Consider the following 23,362-nt stretch of genomic DNA (forward strand, 5'->3'; position numbering starts at 1 on the left):
TTTTTCATAGGGCTTAAATTCTACCTTCAAATTTTATCAAAAAGTGAGCCATAGCTGCGTTCCAGTTTGGAATCGGCATAACCCATTTCTTGGTCATATAATCAATTGCCAAATACAAGGTCTTAAAAACGGCATTATCATTTGGAAAAACCCGTTTATTGTCCCACTTTGGGAGAAAAACCCCGCACTTGCAGTGCGTCGTTTCAACATAAATTTTAAATATCTTATCAAGAAAAGATAAGAATGAATCATACAGATATTTTTTAACAAAATCTTACACTTCACAGATATATTCTTTTTGTGTTGTGACACTTTCTAAATGAGCCATATACAAATAGTTTCTAACTTTTAAGTTAGTACATACATTAGGCATTCATGCCGTAATATTAAGCTCTGCACTTGCAGTGCAGAGTGGTTAACTCTTAGTAACCTTACGTAGTCCGTCCGCCAAAAATATTTAAAGCCCCCCATAATCTATGATTGAATAAAATATTTAAAGCCCCCCATAATCTATGATTGAATAAAATTTTTACAAAAAAAATTCTAATATTTGCACTAAAATTAAAAATTGTTTTCAATTTTATTGAAAAATTTCTGTTTTAGTAAAATTTTTACATGAGCTTATTGTTAACGATTTTTTTTAATCGTTTAGCAAGTTTTTTAATGATAATTTTTTTATGTAGAGTTAGGCATGATGTGTAAATGATTGGCAATACATCGTAAATTCAAACCTATAGCAGAGATTATTGGATTGATCACATCTCCTATCACACCCTTCAAGAAGTTTCTGCCCATCCTGCCATATTGTTTCAAATGCCCTATTATTGGTTCTATAGCACTGCGTCTCCTGATCATACACTTGTCTTCTTTCAATAACTTTTTCCGAGTTTTTGGGGTATATACCTTACTCTTCTCTTTAACATTGCTGCCAGTATAACCAAGATCAACAAACGATTTTTTTATCTTTATTGTCCCACTTTGGGAGAAAAACCCCGCACTTGCAGTGCGTCGTTTCAACATAAATTTTAAATATCTTATCAAGAAAAGATAAGAATGAATCATACAGATATTTTTTAACAAAATCTTACACTTCACAGATATATTCTTTTTGTGTTGTGACACTTTCTAAATGAGCCATACACAAATAGTTTCTAACTTTTAAGTTAGTACATACATGAGGCATTCATGCCGTAATATTAAGCTCTGCACTTGCAGTGCAGAGTGGTTAACTATTTTCTGCCATTAAACCCTATTATCTATAAGACTTATAGAGTTTTGCCGGACAGACTACGTAATTGGCTATTGACAGATTCTACACTATTAGTTGTGTATATTACTTTCCTTATCGCCTCAGGGTATCCTAGAAAAACCATTAAATTTTCCCAATGAACATACCAAGATTTAGCAATTTGTGGATACTGTTTACTCCATTTAGCTTCAAAAGATTCTAAAGCAAGATGTGCTTCTTCCTCTGTGCTAGCAGTATATATAGGCTTTAAATCAGCCGCTAATTCTTTTCGGTCTTTATATGATACATATTTTAAACTATTTCTAATCTGATGTACAATACATAATTGATGTTCGGTTTTCGGAAAAACTGCTTCTATTGCCTCAGACATACCGGTTAAATTATCACTGCAAGCAATAAGCATGTCTTGCATACCTCTGTTCTTCATCTCAGTAAAATTACCAAGCCAAAATTTCGCTCCTTCATTTTCACTGATCCACAATCCTAAAATATCCTTCCTTCCAGATAAATCAATACCTAATGCTACATATACAGACTTATTGATAATTCGTTTATCTTGACGTACTTTTACTACTAAACAGTCAAAAAATACTATAGCATATACTCGATCCAATGGTCGGCTTTGCCATATCTTGACATCCTCAATTACATCATCAGTAATTTGACTTATCAAACTTTCGCTAACGTCAGCTCCATACAATTCTTGCATTTGAATCTTAATATCAGATAAGCTCATTCCTTTAGCGTATAATGATATTATTTTATCATCAAATCCTTCAATACGTCTTTGACGCTTCGGAATTAATGCAGGTTCAAATGTACTACTTCTATCCCTTGGAACCTCAATCTCTACAACTCCATTATTTGTTACTAGATTCTTTACATTCCTACCATTACGAACATTATCACTATCACTATCAGTATGACAATATTTATCATATCCTAAATGATTATTCATCTCTGACTGCAATGCCTTCTCTACAAGCCGTTTGGTTAATTGTTTTAATAAACCATCCTCTTTAAGTAATGTTGATATATCTGTATCATTATTTATTGTCCCACTTTGGGAGAAAAACCCCGCACTTGCAGTGCGTCGTTTCAACATAAATTTTAAATATCTTATCAAGAAAAGATAAGAATGAATCATACAGATATTTTTTAACAAAATCTTACACTTCACAGATATATTCTTTTTGTGTTGTGACACTTTCTAAATGAGCCATATACAAATAGTTTCTAACTTTTAAGTTAGTACATACATTAGGCATTCATGCCGTAATATTAAGCTCTGCACTTGCAGTGCAGAGTGGTTAACTAATAAATCTATCGCTTGATTCATTGCTTCATTTTGTTTTTGGTGCATTATAATTTCTCCTTTTGTTATATTATATTTTTATATAACCTTTGAAAACTTTACACACTTATTTGTACAGAGCCGAGTGGAGTGCAGTAATGTACTCTGCTTATCCTACAAATTGACGGTGCCATTATTTTCTACCCTTCCGAACAAAGCCCGACAGACTTGCAGAACCCCGTTAATTCTACTTCGATAAGATCTTGAAATTCATTGAAATACTTAATGGTATCCTGTATATTTAAATGAACTTTTATGAATTCGTCATATTGATACACATCTACACAATTACAAAATAATATAGGTATAATAGATTTATTGTTAAATTTACATTGTGTCTCTTTGTATAAACCATCCAGACTGCAATACACCGTGCCGTCTACATCTATATCCTGATAGGGTATCTCCTCTCTAGAAATATTCTGAACACTATTGGCAAGGAGTATTTGCTGCATTTCTAATAATTGGTCTGGTGATTTTATCATAAGTAATCTCATCTCTGATATTTTAAAAGATGGAGCAAATTGATCGATAGAAAAAAATAGACGAAGCTTATCCATCCTATCTTCTACAATATTCAGAATTTCTTCTAAATAATAACCTTTACTATGTGCTAGCGCGTATTGAAAAGCCCAAGTACTTTGTACAAATGCAACTTCTTGTTTTGTTTGAACTGTTAACAAATTACTTGATTTTAAAGCATCGAAGCTCTTGAGTAACAATTGGAATAGAGCATCATTATTAGTATATACAGCACGTTCAACAATTCTAGCATAGATATAGTTCTTACACTCTTGCTTATTAAGATCAATATCTGTGTAATCTATCAAAATATCCTGTAATAATGCATCCAATTTCTTATATTCTTGACTTTGTTCTGAAACAATATTATTTGATAACATTAATGAATCACAAAAACTATTCTGGAGCTTAAGGTCTACTTCTCGTTTACTAAGTTTAATTTTTGGTAGAGGTTCTGGTGGATTCACTATATATGCACTACAAATACTTGATATCAGTTTTTCATGTAGAAATACTGCACCCCCAAAATCTATTAAATTAAAACTACTCAATAACAACCAGCTGAAGCTGGTGGGTTGATATCTAGACTGGAAGTCGCTATTACTCGAAAGAGATATTACTAATATTATTAGACTGATGAGCATCTGAATGATTATTAATGTAATTATTTATGATATCATCAGTTACATTACCGCTAGTCGAGCTAAAGAATCCCCTACCCCAAAAATGACATCCCCAATATGTTTTTCTAATTTCAGGAAATTCTTGTTGAATTTTTCTAGAAGAACGACCTTTAGCAACTTTAACAAACTGACTTACAGATATATGAGGTGGAATTTCAGCCATAATGTGTACGTGATCAGCAGATAGAACCCCATTGATAATTTTAATACCAAGTTCTTCTGCCACCTGTGCAATTATCTCTCTGATCCTAACTCTTAAGTTACCCTGCAGTACTTTGTAGCGATATTTAGTGATCCAAACAACATGAAAGCGATGGTAAAATACAGTGTGGCTAGTCTTGTTATAATCTGTCATATATGATATTTTACTATACATAAGAACTCTTATGTATAGTAAAATATCATATATTTAGGTTATAGTGAATTGAAATATTAGAACAAGGACTGAAGTCTTTCCCAGCTGAAGCTGGGGGTTTTAACCAAAAAGGTGACTATAAAATCATACGGTTGGCAAGCTATCTATGATAAAGATTTAGTAGCCCTAAAATCTCCTTATAATTTACATAGATGCAACTTATGTTGGAACGTGCATTCTGAAACTATGTTACAAAAAATAATAACATTTTATCAAGATATACCATTCTTTTTATACAATACACATGACATTAACTCTAATTATTTACAATTAGATACTATGCTTGAAAGCTTGAATTTACTAGCGATACGTGATGTTTACCAAAAGATATCTGAACAGGTTATAAAAGGTCAACTAAGTCCGATAGACTATTTGCAAGAACTAGTTCAAATTGAGCTTGAGCAATTGGATCTATTACTTGACATAATCTATAAACAGGTATTATAATAGCTAAATATTCCATATATAGATAGCATTATGTCTGTAAAAAGGTTATTAAATCTAAGTTTACCTCAAGGCCAATCAGCTTTCCTTTGGGGGGCAAGAAAAACTGGCAAAACAACATTTTTGCATCAAAGATTTCCAAATGCAATTTTTATTGATTTTTTACAAAGCGAAGTTTTTGCTAAATATTCATTGAATCCACACTATATTCGCTCAGAGATTCTTGCAATTCCAGAAGACAAAAGGAATGGTATGATTTTTGTCATCGATGAAGTACAAAAAATACCTCAAGTACTTAATGAAATTCATTGGATGATAGAAAACATAAAAGGAATAAGTTTTATACTTTGTGGTTCTAGCTCAAGAAAACTAAAATCATCTGGAGCTAATTTGCTTGGAGGGAGAGCATGGAGATATCAAATGTTTCCTTTTTGTTACCCAGAACTTAAAGAATTAAATTGGAATAGGATTTTTAATAGAGGGTTAATACCAGAACATTATGGTTCCGAATTTGCCTTAAAATCACTATCTGCTTATGTATATGACTATTTAATTAATGAAGTGCAATTAGAGGCAAACATTCGAAAACGTGAACCGTTTATTAGATTTTTGGATGTACTTACCTTAAGCCATACTGAGATGATTAATTTTACTAATATTGCTAGAGATTGCGGAGTTAATAAAGCAACAGTAAAAAGTTACTTCGAGATTTTAGAAGACATGTATATAGGATATTTTTTGCACCCTTATACCAAACGTAAAAACAGGCAAATTGTAACACAAATACCAAAATTTTATTTGTTTGATACTGGAGTTGCCAACTATTTATCTAAATATACTTTCAGTGGATTTCATACATCTGATGCTGGGAAAACTTTTGAGCATTATATTTTTCTTGAACTCAAAGCATACCAAACCATGAGTGAAACTAGAGATGAGTTATTTTACTACCGCGATTCAGAAGGGCATGAAGTAGACTTTATATTCAGGGATCAAGCTTTTGAAGTTAAAACTAGACAAAATATAACATCCAAAGATATAAGGGGACTTCTTTTATTTGGGAAAGATTATAGAGCAAAACTTAATGTCATATGTACTGTTGATAAAAAAAGAATAGAAACTTTTGGAACCCAAAGTGTAACAATTTGGCCAGTACAAGAATTTCTTGAATCTTTATGGTCAAATAGCTTATTTTAACCAGAATAAGTACTTTATAACCCCAGTTGCCAATTAAATAGGAGAGATGAAAGGTAGATTTTAAAAGGGACATAGGTTATTTTATCTTTTTCAACCAATAACAAAATAACCTATGAAAAAAGATTTTACCGCAATTTACTGTTTTGTCGACGATTTTATAAAGAATTTGGAAAATAATTTGCCTACAATTAATAGTAGTAAATTTAAACCTGGTGTAAGTAATTATTTATCAATAAGCGAAGTAGTAACCATATTAATTGGTTACTATGATTCATATTGTGATTGTTTTAAGCATTATTACAAACAAGTAATCTTACATAATTATACAGAAGATTTTAAACTTGTTAGCTATGAACATTTTACTAAATTGATAGGTAGAAGTATGCCTTATTTAGCAATATTACTGAATCATTTGCTTGCTGAATGCACAGGTCTGTCTTTTGTAGATGCTACAGGTATAGCCGTATGTAAGAATTATCGTATAAGTTCACATAAGGTTTTTAAAGGAATAGCGGCAAGAGGAAAAACCACTAAGGGGTGGTTTTATGGACTAAAGTTACATTTAATCATAGATACCGAAGGTAATCTGATAAAGGTATCTTTCAGCAGTGGTAATAAGGATGATAGGAAAGGGCTTAAAGGAATGATATCTGGTATATATGGCAAAGTTTTTGGCGATCGCGGTTATATATCTAAAGAATTATTTGATGATTTGCATGACAAAGGCATTCAACTTATTACTCGGGTTAAAAAGAATATGAAAAATATATTACTCCCTATTACAGATAAGGTTATGTTGCTCAAAAGAACTCTGATAGAAACCGTAATAGGCAAACTTAAATTTCTTGATAAATTGGAGCATTCTAGACATAGATCAGTTACAAATGCATTTAGTCATATGCTATCCTGCCTAATCAATTATCAGTTGCTAGAAAACAAACCTTCTATCAAAACTTTGCTGCCTATAGAACTTTTTGATATACCAAATTAATTGGCAACTGGGGTTTTATAGGGTATTATAAACATTTATGTGTTAAAAAGCATGAAATAATGATCCCCAAATTAGGCTAATTGATTGCAAAGAAATAACAGTTATTATTAATTAATATCATTTACTTTAATAGCATTAGAGATAATAAGTTATTTAGAAATAAAATAAGAGAATAAAGGGAACTGTAAACATTTCTGCAAAAATTTAGTATAAGGCTACAGGTGAGGTAATAAAAGGGCTGCAGAGGTAATTTCTTTCATTTCTTATAAAATCTTTCCATAAAATAAAAAATACAAATTTGAGAATTTGTTCTGTAGAGCTGTGATAATCAAGGTTACCATATTATAATATTCTGTAAAAGAAACTTTTTACTGTAAGTATGAAATTTGAGTTAAAAATGGATAAATTTTTCCTTTTTAAACATTCAGTAAATTATACCATTTACCGAATGTTTGTAATATGCTAGTAAGATTAAAGTGAGGAATTATAACGTATACTTGCAGCAAAACAGCATAACTCTATTAAATTTTTTTGCTAGTATGAATTTATAGTCACCTTTTTGGTTAAAACCCCCAGCTTCAGCTGGGAAAGACTTCAGTCCTTGTTCTAATATTTCAATTCACTATAACTTGAATATATGATATTTTAATATACATAAGAGCAAGCTCTTCATGTATATTAAAATATCATATATGACAGATTATAACAAGACTAGCCACACTGTATTTTACCATCGCTTTCATGTTGTTTGGATCACTAAATATCGCTACAAAGTATTGCAGGGTAACTTATAAGAATTAGGATCAGAGAGATAGCACAGGCATTAGTAATATCTCTTTAGAGTAATAGCGACTTCCAGTCTAGATATCAACCCACCAGCTTCAGCTGGTTGTTATTGAGTTTATAAATTTGGGTTTCTACTATGCAAATATCACCGATTAGTAAAAAAACTAGTTGAAAAAGCACCAGTCATATTATAACATTTGAAATATTAACAATAATGATAATTAATCGAAATGTAAAAGCCAAAAGTAGCGACCTTAAGTGCTGAAGAACGAGAAGAACTAATACAACATGTTAAGGCAAATTCACTAACAGGAGATGATCAGCAAGCGATAATAGAACTTGTGAAATTTTGTAACGAACTAATAGACAAGCTAGCATCATCAAATGTCAGTATAAATAAGCTTAAGGAAATGCTGATTGGTTTTAAGGCAGATAACAAAAAAAAGATAGTTCAGATTCATTAAAAGAACCGCCAAGTGAATCTGATAACGGGAATGGTGGTAATGAAGAAGAGTACGGTAAGCCCAAAAAGATAGATCGTAGTAATTGGCAAGGTAGATATGGGTTTGATGATTATAAGGATGCGAATACCAGCTATTTAGCTCCTGAGAATTTTTGTAGTGGTGATAGCTGTCATCACTGCTATAATGGCAAACTATATAATAGTGAAGCTAGAAAATTGCTACAATTTACAGGTAATGCTCCAATTACAGTCAACAGATATGTAAAGAAAACACTACGTTGTAATGTTTGCGATTATACAGTCATGAACAATAAAAATATCAACAAATGGACAAATAGTAGCAGAAGTGCAATAGTGTTACAAAAGACCTATGGTACTCCTTTCTACCGTTTATTTAGGCTACAAAGTTTAAGCGGAGTTCCTATAGCATATAGTTCGCTTTGGCAACAATATTTAGATGTTTGGCAGGAAGGTGGTGGAATTGAGATTTACGGAGTATTATTGGAAATGGCTGCTCAGTGTAGTTCACTGAACCTTGATGATACTAGAGCTAGGATTTTAGAAATTACTATAGCCAATAAAAAATTACGTACTCAAAATAAGAAAGGACGCAGCTGTTATACTACTACAATATGTGCTAAGACTGCGAATAATGAGGTGATAGTTTTATAGTCACCTTTTTGGTTAAAACCCCCAGCTTCAGCTGGGAAAGACTTCAGTCCTTGTTCTAATATTTCAATTCACTATAACTTGAATATATGATATTTTAATATACATAAGAGCAAGCTCTTATGTATATTAAAATATCATATATGACAGATTATAACAAGACTAGCCACACTGTATTTTACCATCGCTTTCATGTTGTTTGGATCACTAAATATCGCTACAAAAGTATTGCAGGGTAACTTATAAGAATTAGGATCAGAGAGACAGCACAGGCATTAGTAATATCTCTTTAGAGTAATAGCGACTTCCAGTCTAGATATCAACCCACCAGCTTCAGCTGGTTGTTATTGAGATTTTACCGGTAATAAGCATGGTGGGGAGAATATCGGTAACGTACTAAAGAATCGTAAGAATAGAACAGATTCTATCCAATTAATGACTGACGCAAGTAACAATAATAACCCGGTATTATCAGAAGCAGATAAAGAATTACTGGCAATAATAGTGATGATCAATTGTTTGTCACATGGACAGAGGAAATTTACAGAGAATGAGCAATATTATCCTGAAGAATGTGGATATTTTCTCAAACAAACACGTGGAATTTACCACAATGAACATCAATGTAAAGAGATGAGTCCTGAAGAAAAACTGGAGTACCATCAAGAACATAGCAGGGAATATATAGAAAACATATATAACAAAATAGACGAATTATTTAACGACAAGAAAGTTGAGCCTAATAGTAGGCTTGGACAAGCTATGAGATATTGGTTAAATAATAAAGAAGGTTTGACCCAATTTTTAAAAATTCCAGTTAGCAGTCTTGATAATAATTGGGCTGAGAGAGTACTGCGTACCATTATTTTACAAAGGAAGAATTCATTATTCTTTAAAACAATCAATAGTGCTGAGATACATAGTGGTCTATATAGTATAGTAAAGACTTGTAGTGAGAACGAGATCAATGCCTTTAAATATTTAAATTGGCTACAAGAGCAGAGTAGCAAAGCAAAGAAGCATCCTGCGAATTATACCCCTTTTGCCTATGCAAGATATATGAATAATACGGAATTAATCAAGACAGCAGCTTAAATGACAGAACGCCAATCATTAGAGAGTTTGGCAGAACTAGGATCGCCATTATGAATAAGAATGTATAAGGTTCTATGGCAAATTTGATAAGATAAATTATCAGAAGGGAAGAGTTTTGCGGTAAATTTACCTTTGGATAGGCGTTTAGAGCATAGCCAAAAGCCTTGAGCGTCAAAGGACAAAATTTTAATGGCAGTTCTGTTTTTATTATAGAGTTAACCACTCTGCACTGCAAGTGCAGAGCTTAATATTACGGCATAAATGCCTTTAGCCTCAGCTAATTTTCAACTTGAAAGTCTCCCACAGCATCATCTTTACCTTCATGCTTTTCGGCTCTGTACAAATAAGTGTGTAAATTTTTCAAAGGTTATATAAAAATATAATATAACAAAAGGAGAAATTATAATGCACCAAAAACAAAATGAAGCAATGAATCAAGCGATAGATTTATTGTCCCACTTTGGGAGAAAAACCCCGCACTTGCAGTGCGTCGTTTCAACATAAATTTTAAATATCTTATCAAGAAAAGATAAGAATGAATCATACAGATATTTTTTAACAAAATCTTACACTTCACAGATATATTCTTTTTGTGTTGTGACACTTTCTAAATGAGCCATATACAAATAGTTTCTAACTTTTAAGTTAGTACATACATTAGGCATTCATGCCGTAATATTAAGCTCTGCACTTGCAGTGCAGAGTGGTTAACTGTCCCACTTTGGGAGAAAAACCCCGCACTTGCAGTGCGTCGTTTCAACATAAATTTTAAATATCTTATCAAGACAAGATAAGATAAGATAAGATATTTTTTAACAAAATCTTACACTTCACAGATATATTCTTTTTGTGTTGTGACACTTTCTAAATGAGCCATACACAAATAGTTTCTAACTTTTAAGTTAGTACATACATGAGGCATTCATGCCGTAATATTAAGCTCTGCACTTGCAGTGCAGAGTGGTTAACTAAAACAATTAACCAAACGGCTTGTAGAGAAGGCATTGCAGTCAGAGATGAATAATCATTTAGGATATGATAAATATTGTCATACTGATAGTGATAATGTTCGTAATGGTAGGAATGTAAAGAATCTAGTAACAAATAATGGAGTTGTAGAGATTGAGGTTCCAAGGGATAGAAGTAGTACATTTGAACCTGCATTAATTCCGAAGCGTCAAAGACGTATTGAAGGATTTGATGATAAAATAATATCATTATACGCTAAAGGAATGAGCTTATCTGATATTAAGATTCAAATGCAAGAATTGTATGGAGCTGACGTTAGCGAAAGTTTGATAAGTCAAATTACTGATGATGTAATTGAGGATGTCAAGATATGGCAAAGCCGACCATTGGATCGAGTATATGCTATAGTATTTTTTGACTGTTTAGTAGTAAAAGTACGTCAAGATAAACGAATTATCAATAAGTCTGTATATGTAGCATTAGGTATTGATTTATCTGGAAGGAAGGATATTTTAGGATTGTGGATCAGTGAAAATGAAGGAGCGAAATTTTGGCTTGGTAATTTTACTGAGATGAAGAACAGAGGTATGCAAGACATGCTTATTGCTTGCAGTGATAATTTAACCGGTATGTTTGAGGCAATAGAAGCAGTTTTTCCGAAAACCGAACATCAATTATGTATTGTACATCAGATTAGAAATAGTTTAAAATATGTATCATATAAAGACCGAAAAGAATTAGCGGCTGATTTAAAGCCTATATATACTGCTAGCACAGAGGAAGAAGCACATCTTGCTTTAGAATCTTTTGAAGCTAAATGGAGTAAACAGTATCCACAAATTGCTAAATCTTGGTATGTTCATTGGGAAAATTTAATGGTTTTCCTAGGATACCCTGAGGCGATAAGGAAAGTAATATACACAACTAATAGTGTAGAATCTGTCAATAGCCAATTACGTAAGGTTACTAAGAATAAACGGGTTTTTCCAAATGATAATGCCGTTTTTAAGACCTTGTATTTGGCAATTGATTATATGACCAAGAAATGGGTTATGCCGATTCCAAACTGGAACGCAGCTATGGCTCACTTTTTGATAAAATTTGAAGGTAGAATTTAAGCCCTATGAAAAATTTACACACTTAATTAGAAAGGCTCTGCTTTTCTATGTAGGCTTTGATCATCTGATCTGTGACATTACCTGTAGTTCTTACAAAATATCCTGTAGCCCATAAATGTTTACCCCAATATCTCTTTTTTAATTCCGGAAATTCTTGCTGAATCTTTCTAGAACTCTTACCCTTCAAATATTGTACCAGCTTGCTAACACTTTGATATGGAGGTATTGATACATATATATGCACGTGATTAGCGGCAACCTTGCCTCTTATTATTTCAACTCCATTATCTTTACATATCTCCTGTACTAGATCTTTGGTGCGTCTCCCAATATCTCCTATTAATACTTTATATCTATACTTCGTTACCCAAACTATATGATAACCTGAGTTTGACGTAAGAAAGAACATTTGAAAATTAAGAAGGGAGGGATTATAAAGTTCTCTAATAATAATGACAAAATTGGAGAATATATTATGATCCCTCTTACGGAGATTTTCTGCTTAATTGATGATTTTTGCAAGCATTTTGATACGGAGCGAAATAAATATATATTACCAAATCCTAACCGTAAGCGTAAAGTGGGCTGCAGTATAGGACTCTCAGAGATTATTACTATTATAGTAATGTTTCACTTGAGTCACTACCGTACCTTTAAAGATTTTTATTGTCCCACTTTGGGAGAAAAACCCCGCACTTGCAGTGCGTCGTTTCAACATAAATTTTAAATATCTTATCAAGAAAAGATAAGATATTTTTTTAACAAAATCTTACACTTCACAGATATATTCTTTTTGTGTTGTGACACTTTTTAAATGAACCATACACAAATAGTTTCTAACTTTTAAGTTAGTACATACATGAGGCATTCATGCCGTAATATTAAGCTCTGCACTTGCAGTGCAGAGTGGTTAACTGTCCCACTTTGGGAGAAAAACCCCGCACTTGCAGTGCGTCGTTTCAACATAAATTTTAAATATCTTATCAAGAAAAGATAAGATAAGATATTTTTTAACAAAATCTTACACTTCACAGATATATTCTTTTTGTGTTGTGACACTTTCTAAATGAGCCATACACAAATAGTTTCTAACTTTTAAGTTAGTACATACATGAGGCATTCATGCCGTAATATTAAGCTCTGCACTTGCAGTGCAGAGTGGTTAACTTTGATAGTCATATATGATTTTAATGGCATATAGACACGGATTTCGCGTTAGCGAGTTAGTAGCATTACGTTGGCAACAAGTAGATCTAAAAACTGGGTTGTTGCAAGTACACAGGCGAAAGAATGGAATTGACAGTATACACCCACTGTTTGGACCTGAATTAAGAGGATTAAGAAAAGTACAACGTGAATATCAAGATACTCAATATGTATTCGTTTCCTAACGAAAAAGCCCTATGATTCCATCAACTTTTGCTAAAATACTTAGTCGTGCTGGAAGTAAAGCAGGTTTAGATATGCCTATCCACCCCCATATGTTAAGACATTCGACTGGTTTTAAACTTGCCAACGATAGTCGTGATACTCGTAGTATTCAACAATATTTAGGTCATAAAAATATTAAGCATACAACAAGATATACAGAAATATTACCTGCTAAATTTAATAATTTTTGGTCAGATTAACTTAATGATACGAGAAAATAGTTTTTCACAATATAATTTAATTGAATTTGGATCATTGCAACAAGATGACCTTAACAAGATACAACAATGTCGTGGTAAGCATAATAAACTAGGCTATGCATATCAATTAATTTTTGTCAAATTACTCAACTATTTTCCTAAACTTATAATGGACTGAAAAAATTAGACAAAGAAGCAGGTATTTTTGTTTCTCAATAAGTATAGAATAATAAATAAAATTAAAGAGAAACAAATGGGTAAAAAACAAATTAAAAATTTTAGTGCAGAAGCAAAAACTAAAATAGTATTAGAGATGTTAAAAGAAGAATCAACAATAGGTCAGTTATCGGTCAAATATGAAGTAACGGCTAAAACTATGCAAAACTGGAAACGACAATTTTTAGATAATGCGTCATTGGCATTTGAGCCAGCAAAAGCTGTTAGTGAGTACAAAGGGCAGATTAGTGAACTTAAGAATCAAAACGATGAACTTGCAAAAGCATTAGGTAAGGCTACAGTCGAGAGGGACTGGGCGGTGGGAAAGCTAAACAGCTTGGACTTATCAAATAAGAAAAGTCTTGTCGACCCCAAGCTGAGTACGTTAGCAAAGACAAGGCAATGTGAACTATTAAAGATAAGCAGATCTGGAGTATATTATAAAGCTAAAGTAATGAGCTTATATAATCTTGATATTTTAAATAGAATAGATGAAATATATACGGATAACCCTGAGTATGGTTATCGTTATATATACAAACAATTATTGGAAGACGGCTTTAATGTGGGCAGAGATAGGGTGCTTAAATATATGGGAATAATGGGTATAGAAGCTATTCATCCTCATAAAAAGCAATCTACTTCTGTGAAGGATGGTCAACATAAAATTTATAGCTATTTGCTTGAGCCGTACTGGCACAAATCAGGAACGAATAGAACTATTCATGTACCTTATGTTAATCAAGTGTGGAGTGGTGACATTACTTATATTAGAACTAACGGAGGATTTATGTATCTTGTGGCGATTATAGATTGGCATAGTAAGGCAATACTAAGTTATAAAGTATCTAATTCTATGGATGCATCACTTGTAACCGATGTATTAAAAGATGCACTGAATAAATACCCTGCACCACAAATATTCAATAGTGATCAGGGTAGTCAATATACTGGACATGAGCATACGGGAATTCTAAAAGAGAATAATATACAAATCTCAATGAACGGTAAGGGTAGAAGCATTGATAATATTGTGATTGAAAGATTTTTTAGAACTTTAAAATATAATTGTATATTTATAAATGATTTTAAAAATATCGCAGAACTTAAAGATGGTATTGATAAATACATGGATAAATATAACAATCAAAGATTCCATTCAAGTATTGGTTATAAAAAACCGATGAACGTGTATCTTGATTACTTACAAAATGCAGCTTAAAAATTATGTAAAATGGGAAACAAAATTAGTGAAAAATTTGTCTTGAAAAATCAGTCCAGTTTCACTCACCCCATTTGAGCTAATCGAAGAAATAGTTATTTATGCTTCTGTACAACTATCAATAAATTACCAAGCAATATATGACTATCAAAATAATATAGTAAAAATTTCAGCACATCGTAAAGATATTACTGAATATTTAGGTCTTAGTTTATTTGATGACATAGCACAAACCAAGCTTAGAAAATTTATATTTGGAGAAGCTTTACGCTTAGAAGCTCATAGTTTGCTTAAAATTCAAGCTATTATTTTTTTAAAAACTAATAATATATTGTTACCGGCAAGTGATACTTTAAACCGACTAATATCTTTTGAGCGTAAACAAGCTAGGAAGCACATTTTTGAAGTTATACATTCAAGGCTCACTGATGATATACCTAAAAAATTGAATGATTTATTGACAACCCAAAATGGCTATTCAAACCTAGAGTTTTTAAAAAAACCACCCCAAAAAGCTTCTGCTGATGCTATAGTAAATTTATCTGAACGCCTTAAAATAATGGTATGGACCTACCCTATATACAGAATGAGAAGCGTATGCTAATCTTCTAGGATAGGAAATGAATCCTAAACAACAATAAGGAGGTCCATATGGAAGTTACCACAATTGGTATAGATATTGCAAAAAGAATTTTTCAAATTCACGGTGTAGATAAAAATGGCAAGACAATATTAAAGAAGAAATTAATGAGAGAACAGGTTTTAACTTTTATGGCTAACGTACCAAAATGTCTAGTAGGCATGGAAGCTTGCGGTGGAGCTAGCTATTGGGCAAGAGAATTAATAAAATTAGGTCATAATGTAAAACTAATGGCACCACAGTTTGTTAAGCCTTATGTCAAAACCAATAAAAATGATCAAGCTGATGCAGAAGGAATATGTGAGGCAGTAGCAAGACCTAGTATGAGGTTTGTACCCATTAAAACTGTAGAGCAACAAGATATTTTATTGTCCCACTTTGGGAGAAAAACCCCGCACTTGCAGTGCGTCGTTTCAACATAAATTTTAAATATCTTATCAAGAAAAGATAAGATAGAGTCAATCATTTAATTTGAGTCAATCATTTAATTTGTGTAAGTTCATTTTTTATTTTCCAATAAATCATATTTAAAATCTCCACAAAGTATTTCAAATTGATTTAAAGCTAAAGACCAATCTTTAATAGGCATGGTCCATTTTTTGGCTGCATTTTGTAGGGATAAAAATATTATTTTTTGAATTGACTTATCATCTGGAAACACCCCCTTATTTTTGATAATTTTTCTAATTTGACGATTTACAGATTCTATAGTGTTAGTAGTATAAATTACCTTTCTGATCTCTTCAGGAAAGGCAAAAAACGGTATTATCCCAGACCAATTACGTTGGCAAATATCAGAAATTACCGGATATTTTTTATCCCATTTTACACCAAATTGCTGAAGTTTTAAACGTGCCATTTCGTCATTATTAGCTGTATAAATTTGTTTTAGATCTGATGTGACCTCTTTTAAATCTTTATATCAGGAGTTTCGCAGTTAGCAAAATTGCGAATCAGCTAAAAGGCATCTAATGTTGTTCTGAATTGATGTTTTTATAACTTCCCAAGTTTGTTGATATAAAGTAATTTTTTCATTTATCCTCCTTTTGTTCATATCGAGCCAAGCAAATACGGCAAGGCAAATATGATTTTTCTGAGCTCGACCCGTGCGTGCCTGACAGCGTTCAATACCACAAGTTTGTTTTAATTCTCGATGATAAACTTCTATAGACCACCGTGCCTTAACAATTTTCTCTATTTGTTCACGTGTTGGATTTTCTAAGTTAGTTGTTATGTAATCAATGCGACCATTTTTTGCCACAAACTTAAATACCGTAACCCAACCGTATCCACGTAGGTGAATTTTTAGTCCCTCATCAGGAATCTCTAAACTTTCTAAGCTAACATTATGATTAACTTTTCTATTTTTTCTTAGGTTACTAACCCATGTCCAACCTAAATTACGTATATGTTTCAAATTCTCCAAACCGCTATACCACGCATCCATTACTACTGCATCAGGATTGATCCCTCTTTCCTTAGCTAAAGTAAGCATATCACAAAAATGCTCATTCTTTGTTTTTCCATCAGTTTCTTTATCATATATTCTATAATCTACAGGGGTAGATTGATCAGTTTTAGCATTGTAATGCAGTAAGTTAACCATCCCTATACCAGGTATAACATCATGTACAGCTCCAGAATATTGATAATGTACAAGCTCAATTTTCTTACTGTATTGCTTTGACAATAACGTGTCATCTCCCACTAATAAACAAGAAGCTTCCCTATCAATATATTTTGACACTTCTCTGTAGATCCCGCTAGGGCGGAAATCCTTACTATTTAACCATCGACTTGCACTATCATGAGATAGGTTTATTGGACTTACTTCAGATAATGCTTTACCACTATATCTTACGCTACTTGCTTGTAAAAATGATTTATATAAGTCTTTGCTACATTTTGATCTTGCCATGCTTAACTAAAACTCTTTCTTGCTAGATTAACATATTTTTTGCTAAGTGCGAAACTCCTGTATATGACACATACTTTACTGAATTGCGAACCATATGTACAATACATAATTGTACTATAGTACTCGGGAATACACTGCTTATAGCTTCTGGAAAGCCCTTTAAACCATCCACACAAGCAACATAAATTTGTTCAATTCCTCGATTCTTTAACTCAGTAACTACTTGCATCCAAAATTTAGCACCTTCATTTTTGCCTATCCAAATGCCAAGTAACTCCTTTTTCCCTTCTATATTTACAGCAAGTGCTAAATATACTGCTTTATTTATTACTATGTGATTGTCTCTAGATTTTACATAGATACAGTCCAAGTATAATATTGGATACACCCTATCTAAACAACGATTTTGCCACCTAGTTACTTCTTCTATCACCCCATCTGTTATGGTGGATATCAAGTCACCAGATACATCAGTTTGATATATTTCTTCTAAATGCCCTCGGATCTCGCTGACTGTCATACCGCGACCATAAAGGGATATCACTTTCTCATCAAATCCATTAAATCTCCTCAGCCCTTTTGGTATTAATTGAGGATTATACTCTCCTTCCCGATCTCTTGGTACTTCTACTGTCAGCTTACGACCATCCCCATCAATTACTGTCTTCTCATAGCTACCATTACGACGATTATTATCTACTTTTGGCATCTTGCTATGTTTTGAATATCCTAATTCATGATCCAACTCACTTGCTAATATTTTCTCAACTATTTGCTTCTTTAGCTGTTGAAATAAACCATCTCGACCAAATAACTCCGATGGATCTGCTTTTGATAATAATTCTTCTACTAGCTGATTACTGATGTCTAATATATCTTTATCTGTATCTAATTTTTTAGCCATAATTCCTCCTTGCTTGCTTAAGTTACTTTTTTTACAGTAATCTCTTACTGCTTTCTTTGCAACTTACACAAACTATAGGACAGACTCTTAAAAACTGCTTTTTAATAGGATCTATTATTCTTTCTTTCATATTACTTTTAATTTTTGTTATTAATTCTAAACCTTGATTAGCAAGGGATTGAGTGAGTTTTTTACTGATATACCCACGATCACCAAAAAGCCAGCCTTGTAATTTATCTACTAAATTTTCCACCACTGCTCTATCATCGACATTTCCAGGAGTTAAAGAAAAACTCATAATCTCTCCGCAACTGTTAATGACAATATGTAGCTTACAGCCAAAGAACCACCCAGTGGAAGTCTTACCTCTTTTTGCTATGTCTTTGAATACTTTATGTCTATTAATTCTTAAATTATGGCAAGCAGGAAGTTTAGTAGAGTCGATATAATATTGACCAGTTTGTTTTCCTGTTAGGCTTTTTAGCAGTAACACCATGGGCATGAAGCTCATTGGCATTAACTGAACAAAACGACTATAGCTCACAAGTTTTGGAAATTCCTTTCTATAACTTTGGCATAGGCAGCATAAATAAAAATCTTTAAAGGTACGGTAGTGACTCAAGTGAAACATTACTATAATAGTAATAATCTCTGAGAGTCCTATACTGCAGACCACTTTACGCTTACGGTTAGGATTTGGTAATATATATTTATTTCGCTCCGTATCAAAATGCTTGCAAAAATCATCAATTAAGGAGAAAATCTCCGTAAGAGGGATCATAATATATTCTCCAATTTTGTCATTATTATTAGAGAACTTTATAATCCCTCCCTTCTTAATTTTTAAATGTTCTTTCTTACGTCAAACTCAGGTTATATACTCAGGTAGAACTTCAAGAATTGGCGTCGTCGTGTCTAAAGATCTCCGCTGCTCACGTACTAATGTACGCTACGCCGCTCGACTTTGCTACTGCCTAGCTCTTCTTGAAGTTATACTATCGTCTACCAACTCTTCATTTACGAGCAGTATATTGCCAAAAAAAAGTCAGAACGCCCTCGCAAAGCGAGGGGCTTGACGGTTATGAGCAGCCCAAAGGGCTGCCATTGTTAATTAAAATTCTCCTGATTCGTCAGAGCCTAAACTATCAAGTTGCTCTTGATTCTTAATGTAGTGTTTGATCTGATTCTCTTCAAATCCTACAGTTGAGACCGCATAACCTCTAGCCCATAACTTTTCTCCATTAAAATTACGTTTTCGTCCACCAAACTGCCTAGCAACGGCTATAGCACTTTTCCCCTTGATATAGCCTATTACTTCAGCTACAGAATATTTAGGAGGAATCTTGATGAGCATATGCACATGATCTTGTACCATATGCCCCTCTATGATCTTGCTCCCACGTTGAAAAGCTAACTCATGGAATACGTTCCCAAGATATTTTCTAACCTTCCCGTACAATTCTTTTTTACGACACTTTGGAATAAACACAATATGATATTTGCAATCCCATTTAGAATGATTTAAACTTTCGTATGTTGTCATATATTTTCTCCTTTGACCGTCAAACCAAAGAAGTTATATATGATAACTTTTTATTTTATACTAAATCTAAAGGCCAAGCCTTGATGGTCTCACTAGTCAAACTAGTGGCTTACCTATCATTGAGTTAAAAAATGGTTACAAAAAAGTTTTATAGAAATAAAGAAGATTTTATTTGTGATATATGTAGTGAATTGGTACAAGGAAATGGCTATACTAACCATTGTTCAACATGTTTCTACAGCAAGCATGTGGATATTAACCCTGGGGATAGAGCCTCTAGATGTAACGGACTAATGCAGCCAGTTTCCTATAAACTCGACAGTAAAAAGGGCATAATTCTAACCCATAAATGTCTTAAATGTGGAGAATATAAAAACAACAAGCTTGCAAGCACAGATAGCGTAGAGAATTTGCTAGATGCTTTCAGTTATGCCTAAATATACCCCAATGAGGGATAAGAATTAGTTAATTCTTATCCTGAATTCGCGTAATATCAGGGCAATGGCATAAATTCTATCACTATCAGGAGTTTCGCACTTAGCAAAAAATATGTTAATCTAGCAAGAAAGAGTTTTAGTTAAGCATGGCAAGATCAAAATGTAGCAAAGACTTATATAAATCATTTTTACAAGCAAGTAGCGTAAGATATAGTGGTAAAGCATTATCTGAAGTAAGTCCAATAAACCTATCTCATGATAGTGCAAGTCGATGGTTAAATAGTAAGGATTTCCGCCCTAGCGGGATCTACAGAGAAGTGTCAAAATATATTGATAGGGAAGCTTCTTGTTTATTAGTGGGAGATGACACGTTATTGTCAAAGCAATACAGTAAGAAAATTGAGCTTGTACATTATCAATATTCTGGAGCTGTACATGATGTTATACCTGGTATAGGGATGGTCAACTTACTGCATTACAATGCTAAAACTGATCAATCTACCCCTGTAGATTATAGAATATATGATAAAGAAACTGATGGAAAAACAAAGAATGAGCATTTTTGTGATATGCTTACTTTAGCTAAGGAAAGAGGGATCAATCCTGATGCAGTAGTAATGGATGCGTGGTATAGCGGTTTGGAGAATTTGAAACATATACGTAATTTAGGTTGGACATGGGTTAGTAACCTAAGAAAAAATAGAAAAGTTAATCATAATGTTAGCTTAGAAAGTTTAGAGATTCCTGATGAGGGACTAAAAATTCACCTACGTGGATACGGTTGGGTTACGGTATTTAAGTTTGTGGCAAAAAATGGTCGCATTGATTACATAACAACTAACTTAGAAAATCCAACACGTGAACAAATAGAGAAAATTGTTAAGGCACGGTGGTCTATAGAAGTTTATCATCGAGAATTAAAACAAACTTGTGGTATTGAACGCTGTCAGGCACGCACGGGTCGAGCTCAGAGAAATCATATTTGCCTTGCCGTATTTGCTTGGCTCGATATGAACAAAAGGAGGATAAATGAAAAAATTACTTTATATCAACAAACTTGGGAAGTTATAAAAACATCAATTCAGAACAACATTAGATGCCTTTTAGCTGATTCGCAATTTTGCTAACTGCGAAACTCCTGACTATTACGATGGCTCAAACATTTTCGGGTTAGCTACAGATTCAGTCTATTGTGTTTTTATTGCCAGAAAGTATCTCTATAACACTATTGATTAATGCTCATAATAGTTTTTAGTTTGTCCTAAGGGAAATAGTATGCTATATATACCGAACTAGGTAGCCTAAGTGGGATTTGGAGAGATTTGTGTTTCACGGGCATTATTTGAGAATCTAATAAGGGAATTCTTGTCTATCTAATTTAAGGAGAAATATTATGAAAAAGTTGTTTTTAATCGCTGCTACAAGTACGGCTCTTTTAACTTCTGCTACATCTTTTGCAGATGTAGGGCAGTTTTATCTTAAAGCTGAAGGTGGTGCGACTAAGTTGAATAATACGAAAATGAAATCTGAAAATAAAAAAGAGAGCTTGAAATTAAAATCTAAAACTAATGCGATTTTGGGTCTTGGTGCTGGTTATTATGCCATGGATAATGTTAGAGCAGAATTGACACTTGATTTTCTAGTTAATCCAGAATTTACTAATTCTAAGTCTAAAACTGCAACTGACGCAGGTCATAAAATGACAGCTAAAGGACAAGTGATGTCATTGTTGCTCAGTGGTTATGTAGATTTGTATGATGCAGGTTTTGCTAAATTCTTTGCTGGAGCAGGTATTGGTATGGCTCAAGTAAAAGAAAAGCTAACTGCGGAATACACTGACAATAAAAAAGTAACTACAATCTCTGCAACTAGGAAGCCCGCTAATAATTTTGCTTATCAGTTGACTGTTGGTGCTTCTGCTAATGTGGCTGATGGTGTGAATGTTGAGCTTACCTATAGTTGGAGAGATTATGGAGAAACAAATTCTAAAAATAAAGATAAGAAGGATACTGACAAAATATCTAAAGCCGCTTACAGAGGTCATAATGTAATGGCTGGCTTAAGATTTGATATCTAATAGTAAATAATTTATAGATTTATTATTTTTGTTCTACAAAAGAAGAGGCTTTTTGGTAACCCTCTTCTTTTGTTATTTGTAGGGTTATCTTGAAAATAAGCTAGCGGATTAGTTTAATTTATAGTAAAATATAAATTAAAAAAATAGAACTATGAAAAATTTACTCTTAGTAACGATTATAGCTATTTCACTTTTAGTCTCTTTTTCCTCTTTGGCTATTGAAAATCAATTTTATTTGAAAGCAGAGGTTGGGGAGAATAAAATGGCTAACATTAAGTTAAATGATAAAAAACTAAAGCAAAATACCGCTATGTTTCTTGGCGGAGGTTTGGGGTATTATATTCTAGATAATGTTAGAGCTGATCTCATGCTTGCTTGGATTGCTAATCATCAATCTAAGCATTCTTTTGCCGGTACAGACTCAAAAATTAAGCCTCAAATTGCTACTTTAATGCTTAATGGTTATGTGGATATTGTTGATATAAGTATTTGTGAATTTTTTGTCGGTGCTGGTGCTGGAGTTGGTCAACTAAAAAACCAAATTACTAAGAATAATGGTGTATCAGTTTCTAGTGGTAAAAAAAATAACCTAGTCTACCAGCTTACTCTTGGAGCTGCTACAAAGTTAGCCCCAGGAGTAAAAGTTGAAGCAGCTTACAGTTGGAAAGATTTTGGTAGCACAAAAGAAATAAAAAATCATATTAAGTCATTAGCATATAAAGGTCATAATGTATCACTCGGCGTCAGGCTTGATGTGTAATATGCTCAACTAATATTCTGTCATTCCTCTAGCTACGACAACATCATTGAACAATTCGG

30 protein-coding genes and 4 pseudogenes are annotated in these 23,362 nt (G+C 32.9%); 17 read left to right on the forward strand and 17 right to left on the reverse strand.

The genetic code is table 11. The features are described from left to right. Positions 1-93 precede the first annotated feature (93 nt). The 6 genes from AAHN00_RS05410 to tnpA (AAHN00_RS05435) all read right to left on the reverse strand — a co-directional run bounded on the left by AAHN00_RS05410 (position 94) and on the right by tnpA (AAHN00_RS05435) (position 4,184). Positions 94-312 (reverse strand): hypothetical protein, encoded by a 219-nt coding sequence (locus AAHN00_RS05410; protein WP_342272345.1) that lies wholly within the window; start codon positions 310-312, stop codon positions 94-96. A 36-nt stretch (positions 313-348) separates the two neighbouring features. Beyond that, on the reverse strand, positions 349-471 hold the full coding sequence (locus AAHN00_RS05415) for a hypothetical protein (RefSeq protein WP_342272346.1): 123 nt from the start codon (positions 469-471) through the stop codon (positions 349-351). Positions 472-675: 204 nt separating this feature from the next. Then, the gene (locus AAHN00_RS05420) at positions 676-1,122 is read right to left on the reverse strand and encodes a hypothetical protein (protein ID WP_342272347.1); all 447 of its coding nucleotides are present in this window, start codon (positions 1,120-1,122) and stop codon (positions 676-678) included. A gap of 143 nt (positions 1,123-1,265) precedes the next feature. Beyond that, positions 1,266-2,456, reverse strand: coding sequence for an IS256 family transposase (locus AAHN00_RS05425; RefSeq protein WP_342272348.1), 1,191 nt, complete (start codon positions 2,454-2,456; stop codon positions 1,266-1,268). A gap of 287 nt (positions 2,457-2,743) precedes the next feature. Beyond that, positions 2,744-3,592 carry a hypothetical protein gene (locus AAHN00_RS05430; RefSeq protein WP_342272349.1) on the reverse strand — a complete coding sequence of 283 codons (849 nt, stop codon included), beginning with the start codon at positions 3,590-3,592 and terminating at the stop codon, positions 2,744-2,746. A 133-nt stretch (positions 3,593-3,725) separates the two neighbouring features. Next, positions 3,726-4,184: an IS200/IS605 family transposase gene (gene tnpA / locus AAHN00_RS05435; protein ID WP_342272350.1), complete on the reverse strand. Its 459-nt coding sequence runs from the start codon at positions 4,182-4,184 to the stop codon at positions 3,726-3,728. A 111-nt stretch (positions 4,185-4,295) separates the two neighbouring features. Between tnpA (AAHN00_RS05435) and AAHN00_RS05440 the strand changes: the two genes are divergently transcribed. From AAHN00_RS05440 to AAHN00_RS05465, 6 genes are all read left to right on the forward strand, one after another. Then, positions 4,296-4,670: a hypothetical protein gene (locus AAHN00_RS05440; protein ID WP_342272351.1), complete on the forward strand. Its 375-nt coding sequence runs from the start codon at positions 4,296-4,298 to the stop codon at positions 4,668-4,670. A gap of 30 nt (positions 4,671-4,700) precedes the next feature. Further along, positions 4,701-5,864 (forward strand): ATP-binding protein, encoded by a 1,164-nt coding sequence (locus tag AAHN00_RS05445; protein WP_342272352.1) that lies wholly within the window; start codon positions 4,701-4,703, stop codon positions 5,862-5,864. Between the two features lie 112 nt (positions 5,865-5,976). Next, on the forward strand, positions 5,977-6,855 hold the full coding sequence (locus AAHN00_RS05450) for an IS982 family transposase (protein WP_342271236.1): 879 nt from the start codon (positions 5,977-5,979) through the stop codon (positions 6,853-6,855). Positions 6,856-7,982: 1,127 nt separating this feature from the next. Further along, entirely contained in the window at positions 7,983-8,105 is a 123-nt protein-coding gene (locus AAHN00_RS05455) for a hypothetical protein (RefSeq protein ID WP_342272353.1), read from the forward strand. 215 nt (positions 8,106-8,320) lie between these two features. Then, positions 8,321-8,776 carry a hypothetical protein gene (locus tag AAHN00_RS05460; RefSeq protein WP_342272354.1) on the forward strand — a complete coding sequence of 152 codons (456 nt, stop codon included), beginning with the start codon at positions 8,321-8,323 and terminating at the stop codon, positions 8,774-8,776. 432 nt (positions 8,777-9,208) lie between these two features. Continuing rightward, entirely contained in the window at positions 9,209-9,868 is a 660-nt protein-coding gene (locus AAHN00_RS05465; protein ID WP_342272355.1) for an IS66 family transposase, read from the forward strand. Here the strand turns inward: AAHN00_RS05465 and tnpB are convergent. The 3 genes and pseudogenes from tnpB to AAHN00_RS05480 all read right to left on the reverse strand — a co-directional run. After that, positions 9,865-10,068: pseudogene (gene tnpB / locus AAHN00_RS05470) on the reverse strand (IS66 family insertion sequence element accessory protein TnpB); the annotation flags it as partial. The gene AAHN00_RS05465 and the pseudogene tnpB sit on opposite strands and share 4 nt — an antisense overlap. Positions 10,069-10,268: 200 nt before the next feature. Further along, a complete protein-coding gene (locus AAHN00_RS05475) occupies positions 10,269-10,472 on the reverse strand; it encodes a hypothetical protein (RefSeq protein WP_342271160.1) in 204 nt (67 codons plus the stop codon). 36 nt (positions 10,473-10,508) lie between these two features. Next, entirely contained in the window at positions 10,509-10,652 is a 144-nt protein-coding gene (locus AAHN00_RS05480) for a hypothetical protein (protein ID WP_342271455.1), read from the reverse strand. A gap of 232 nt (positions 10,653-10,884) precedes the next feature. Here AAHN00_RS05480 and AAHN00_RS05485 point away from each other — a divergent pair, with 232 nt between their 5' ends. Then, the gene (locus AAHN00_RS05485; protein ID WP_342272356.1) at positions 10,885-11,955 is read left to right on the forward strand and encodes an IS256 family transposase; all 1,071 of its coding nucleotides are present in this window, start codon (positions 10,885-10,887) and stop codon (positions 11,953-11,955) included. Positions 11,956-11,977: 22 nt separating this feature from the next. Here AAHN00_RS05485 and tnpA (AAHN00_RS05490) read toward each other — a convergent pair whose 3' ends face one another. Further along, positions 11,978-12,364, reverse strand: coding sequence for an IS200/IS605 family transposase (gene tnpA / locus AAHN00_RS05490; RefSeq protein ID WP_342272357.1), 387 nt, complete (start codon positions 12,362-12,364; stop codon positions 11,978-11,980). A 66-nt stretch (positions 12,365-12,430) separates the two neighbouring features. Here tnpA (AAHN00_RS05490) and AAHN00_RS05495 point away from each other — a divergent pair, with 66 nt between their 5' ends. Further along, complete coding sequence (locus tag AAHN00_RS05495) at positions 12,431-12,682, forward strand: hypothetical protein (protein WP_342272358.1); 252 nt, start codon at positions 12,431-12,433, stop codon at positions 12,680-12,682. A gap of 116 nt (positions 12,683-12,798) precedes the next feature. Here AAHN00_RS05495 and AAHN00_RS05500 read toward each other — a convergent pair whose 3' ends face one another. Next, entirely contained in the window at positions 12,799-13,014 is a 216-nt protein-coding gene (locus AAHN00_RS05500) for a hypothetical protein (RefSeq protein ID WP_342272359.1), read from the reverse strand. Positions 13,015-13,145: 131 nt separating this feature from the next. On the opposite strand from AAHN00_RS05500, the pseudogene AAHN00_RS05505 reads away from it, so the two are divergent. From AAHN00_RS05505 to AAHN00_RS05520, 5 genes and pseudogenes are all read left to right on the forward strand, one after another. Then, a pseudogene (locus AAHN00_RS05505) lies at positions 13,146-13,586 on the forward strand (tyrosine-type recombinase/integrase). Between the two features lie 4 nt (positions 13,587-13,590). Continuing rightward, positions 13,591-13,764 (forward strand): DUF4158 domain-containing protein, encoded by a 174-nt coding sequence (locus tag AAHN00_RS15005; protein ID WP_410521416.1) that lies wholly within the window; start codon positions 13,591-13,593, stop codon positions 13,762-13,764. A 75-nt stretch (positions 13,765-13,839) separates the two neighbouring features. Continuing rightward, a complete protein-coding gene (locus AAHN00_RS05510) occupies positions 13,840-15,024 on the forward strand; it encodes an IS3 family transposase (RefSeq protein WP_342270912.1) in 1,185 nt (394 codons plus the stop codon). Between the two features lie 49 nt (positions 15,025-15,073). Next, positions 15,074-15,628 (forward strand): DUF4158 domain-containing protein, encoded by a 555-nt coding sequence (locus AAHN00_RS05515; protein ID WP_342272585.1) that lies wholly within the window; start codon positions 15,074-15,076, stop codon positions 15,626-15,628. Between the two features lie 47 nt (positions 15,629-15,675). Further along, positions 15,676-16,053: pseudogene (locus AAHN00_RS05520) on the forward strand (IS110 family transposase); the annotation flags it as partial. On the opposite strand, the gene AAHN00_RS05525 reads toward AAHN00_RS05520, so the two are convergent. The 6 genes and pseudogenes from AAHN00_RS05525 to tnpA (AAHN00_RS05550) form a co-directional block, all read right to left on the reverse strand. Next, entirely contained in the window at positions 16,004-16,126 is a 123-nt protein-coding gene (locus tag AAHN00_RS05525; RefSeq protein WP_342272360.1) for a hypothetical protein, read from the reverse strand. The pseudogene AAHN00_RS05520 and the gene AAHN00_RS05525 sit on opposite strands and share 50 nt — an antisense overlap. 37 nt (positions 16,127-16,163) lie before the next feature. Then, positions 16,164-16,571, reverse strand: a pseudogene (locus AAHN00_RS05530) (transposase); the annotation flags it as partial. 30 nt (positions 16,572-16,601) lie between these two features. Then, the gene (locus tag AAHN00_RS05535) at positions 16,602-17,582 is read right to left on the reverse strand and encodes a transposase (protein WP_342271324.1); all 981 of its coding nucleotides are present in this window, start codon (positions 17,580-17,582) and stop codon (positions 16,602-16,604) included. 22 nt (positions 17,583-17,604) lie between these two features. Next, positions 17,605-18,486 (reverse strand): IS256 family transposase, encoded by an 882-nt coding sequence (locus AAHN00_RS05540; protein ID WP_342272361.1) that lies wholly within the window; start codon positions 18,484-18,486, stop codon positions 17,605-17,607. A gap of 31 nt (positions 18,487-18,517) precedes the next feature. Then, the gene (locus tag AAHN00_RS05545; RefSeq protein WP_342272362.1) at positions 18,518-19,267 is read right to left on the reverse strand and encodes an IS982 family transposase; all 750 of its coding nucleotides are present in this window, start codon (positions 19,265-19,267) and stop codon (positions 18,518-18,520) included. A gap of 330 nt (positions 19,268-19,597) precedes the next feature. Continuing rightward, the gene (gene tnpA / locus AAHN00_RS05550; RefSeq protein ID WP_250310729.1) at positions 19,598-20,029 is read right to left on the reverse strand and encodes an IS200/IS605 family transposase; all 432 of its coding nucleotides are present in this window, start codon (positions 20,027-20,029) and stop codon (positions 19,598-19,600) included. A 131-nt stretch (positions 20,030-20,160) separates the two neighbouring features. Between tnpA (AAHN00_RS05550) and AAHN00_RS15010 the strand changes: the two genes are divergently transcribed. From AAHN00_RS15010 to AAHN00_RS05565, 4 genes are all read left to right on the forward strand, one after another. Next, on the forward strand, positions 20,161-20,466 hold the full coding sequence (locus tag AAHN00_RS15010; protein ID WP_410521417.1) for an RNHCP domain-containing protein: 306 nt from the start codon (positions 20,161-20,163) through the stop codon (positions 20,464-20,466). Between the two features lie 146 nt (positions 20,467-20,612). After that, complete coding sequence (locus tag AAHN00_RS05555; protein ID WP_342271025.1) at positions 20,613-21,593, forward strand: transposase; 981 nt, start codon at positions 20,613-20,615, stop codon at positions 21,591-21,593. Between the two features lie 266 nt (positions 21,594-21,859). Continuing rightward, positions 21,860-22,543, forward strand: coding sequence for an outer membrane protein (locus AAHN00_RS05560; protein WP_342272363.1), 684 nt, complete (start codon positions 21,860-21,862; stop codon positions 22,541-22,543). A 151-nt stretch (positions 22,544-22,694) separates the two neighbouring features. After that, positions 22,695-23,303, forward strand: coding sequence for an outer membrane protein (locus AAHN00_RS05565; protein ID WP_342272364.1), 609 nt, complete (start codon positions 22,695-22,697; stop codon positions 23,301-23,303). The last annotated feature ends 59 nt before the right edge of the window (positions 23,304-23,362 follow it).

This window comes from Candidatus Tisiphia endosymbiont of Parasteatoda lunata (assembly GCF_964030955.1).
Classification (GTDB): Bacteria; Pseudomonadota; Alphaproteobacteria; order Rickettsiales; family Rickettsiaceae; genus Tisiphia.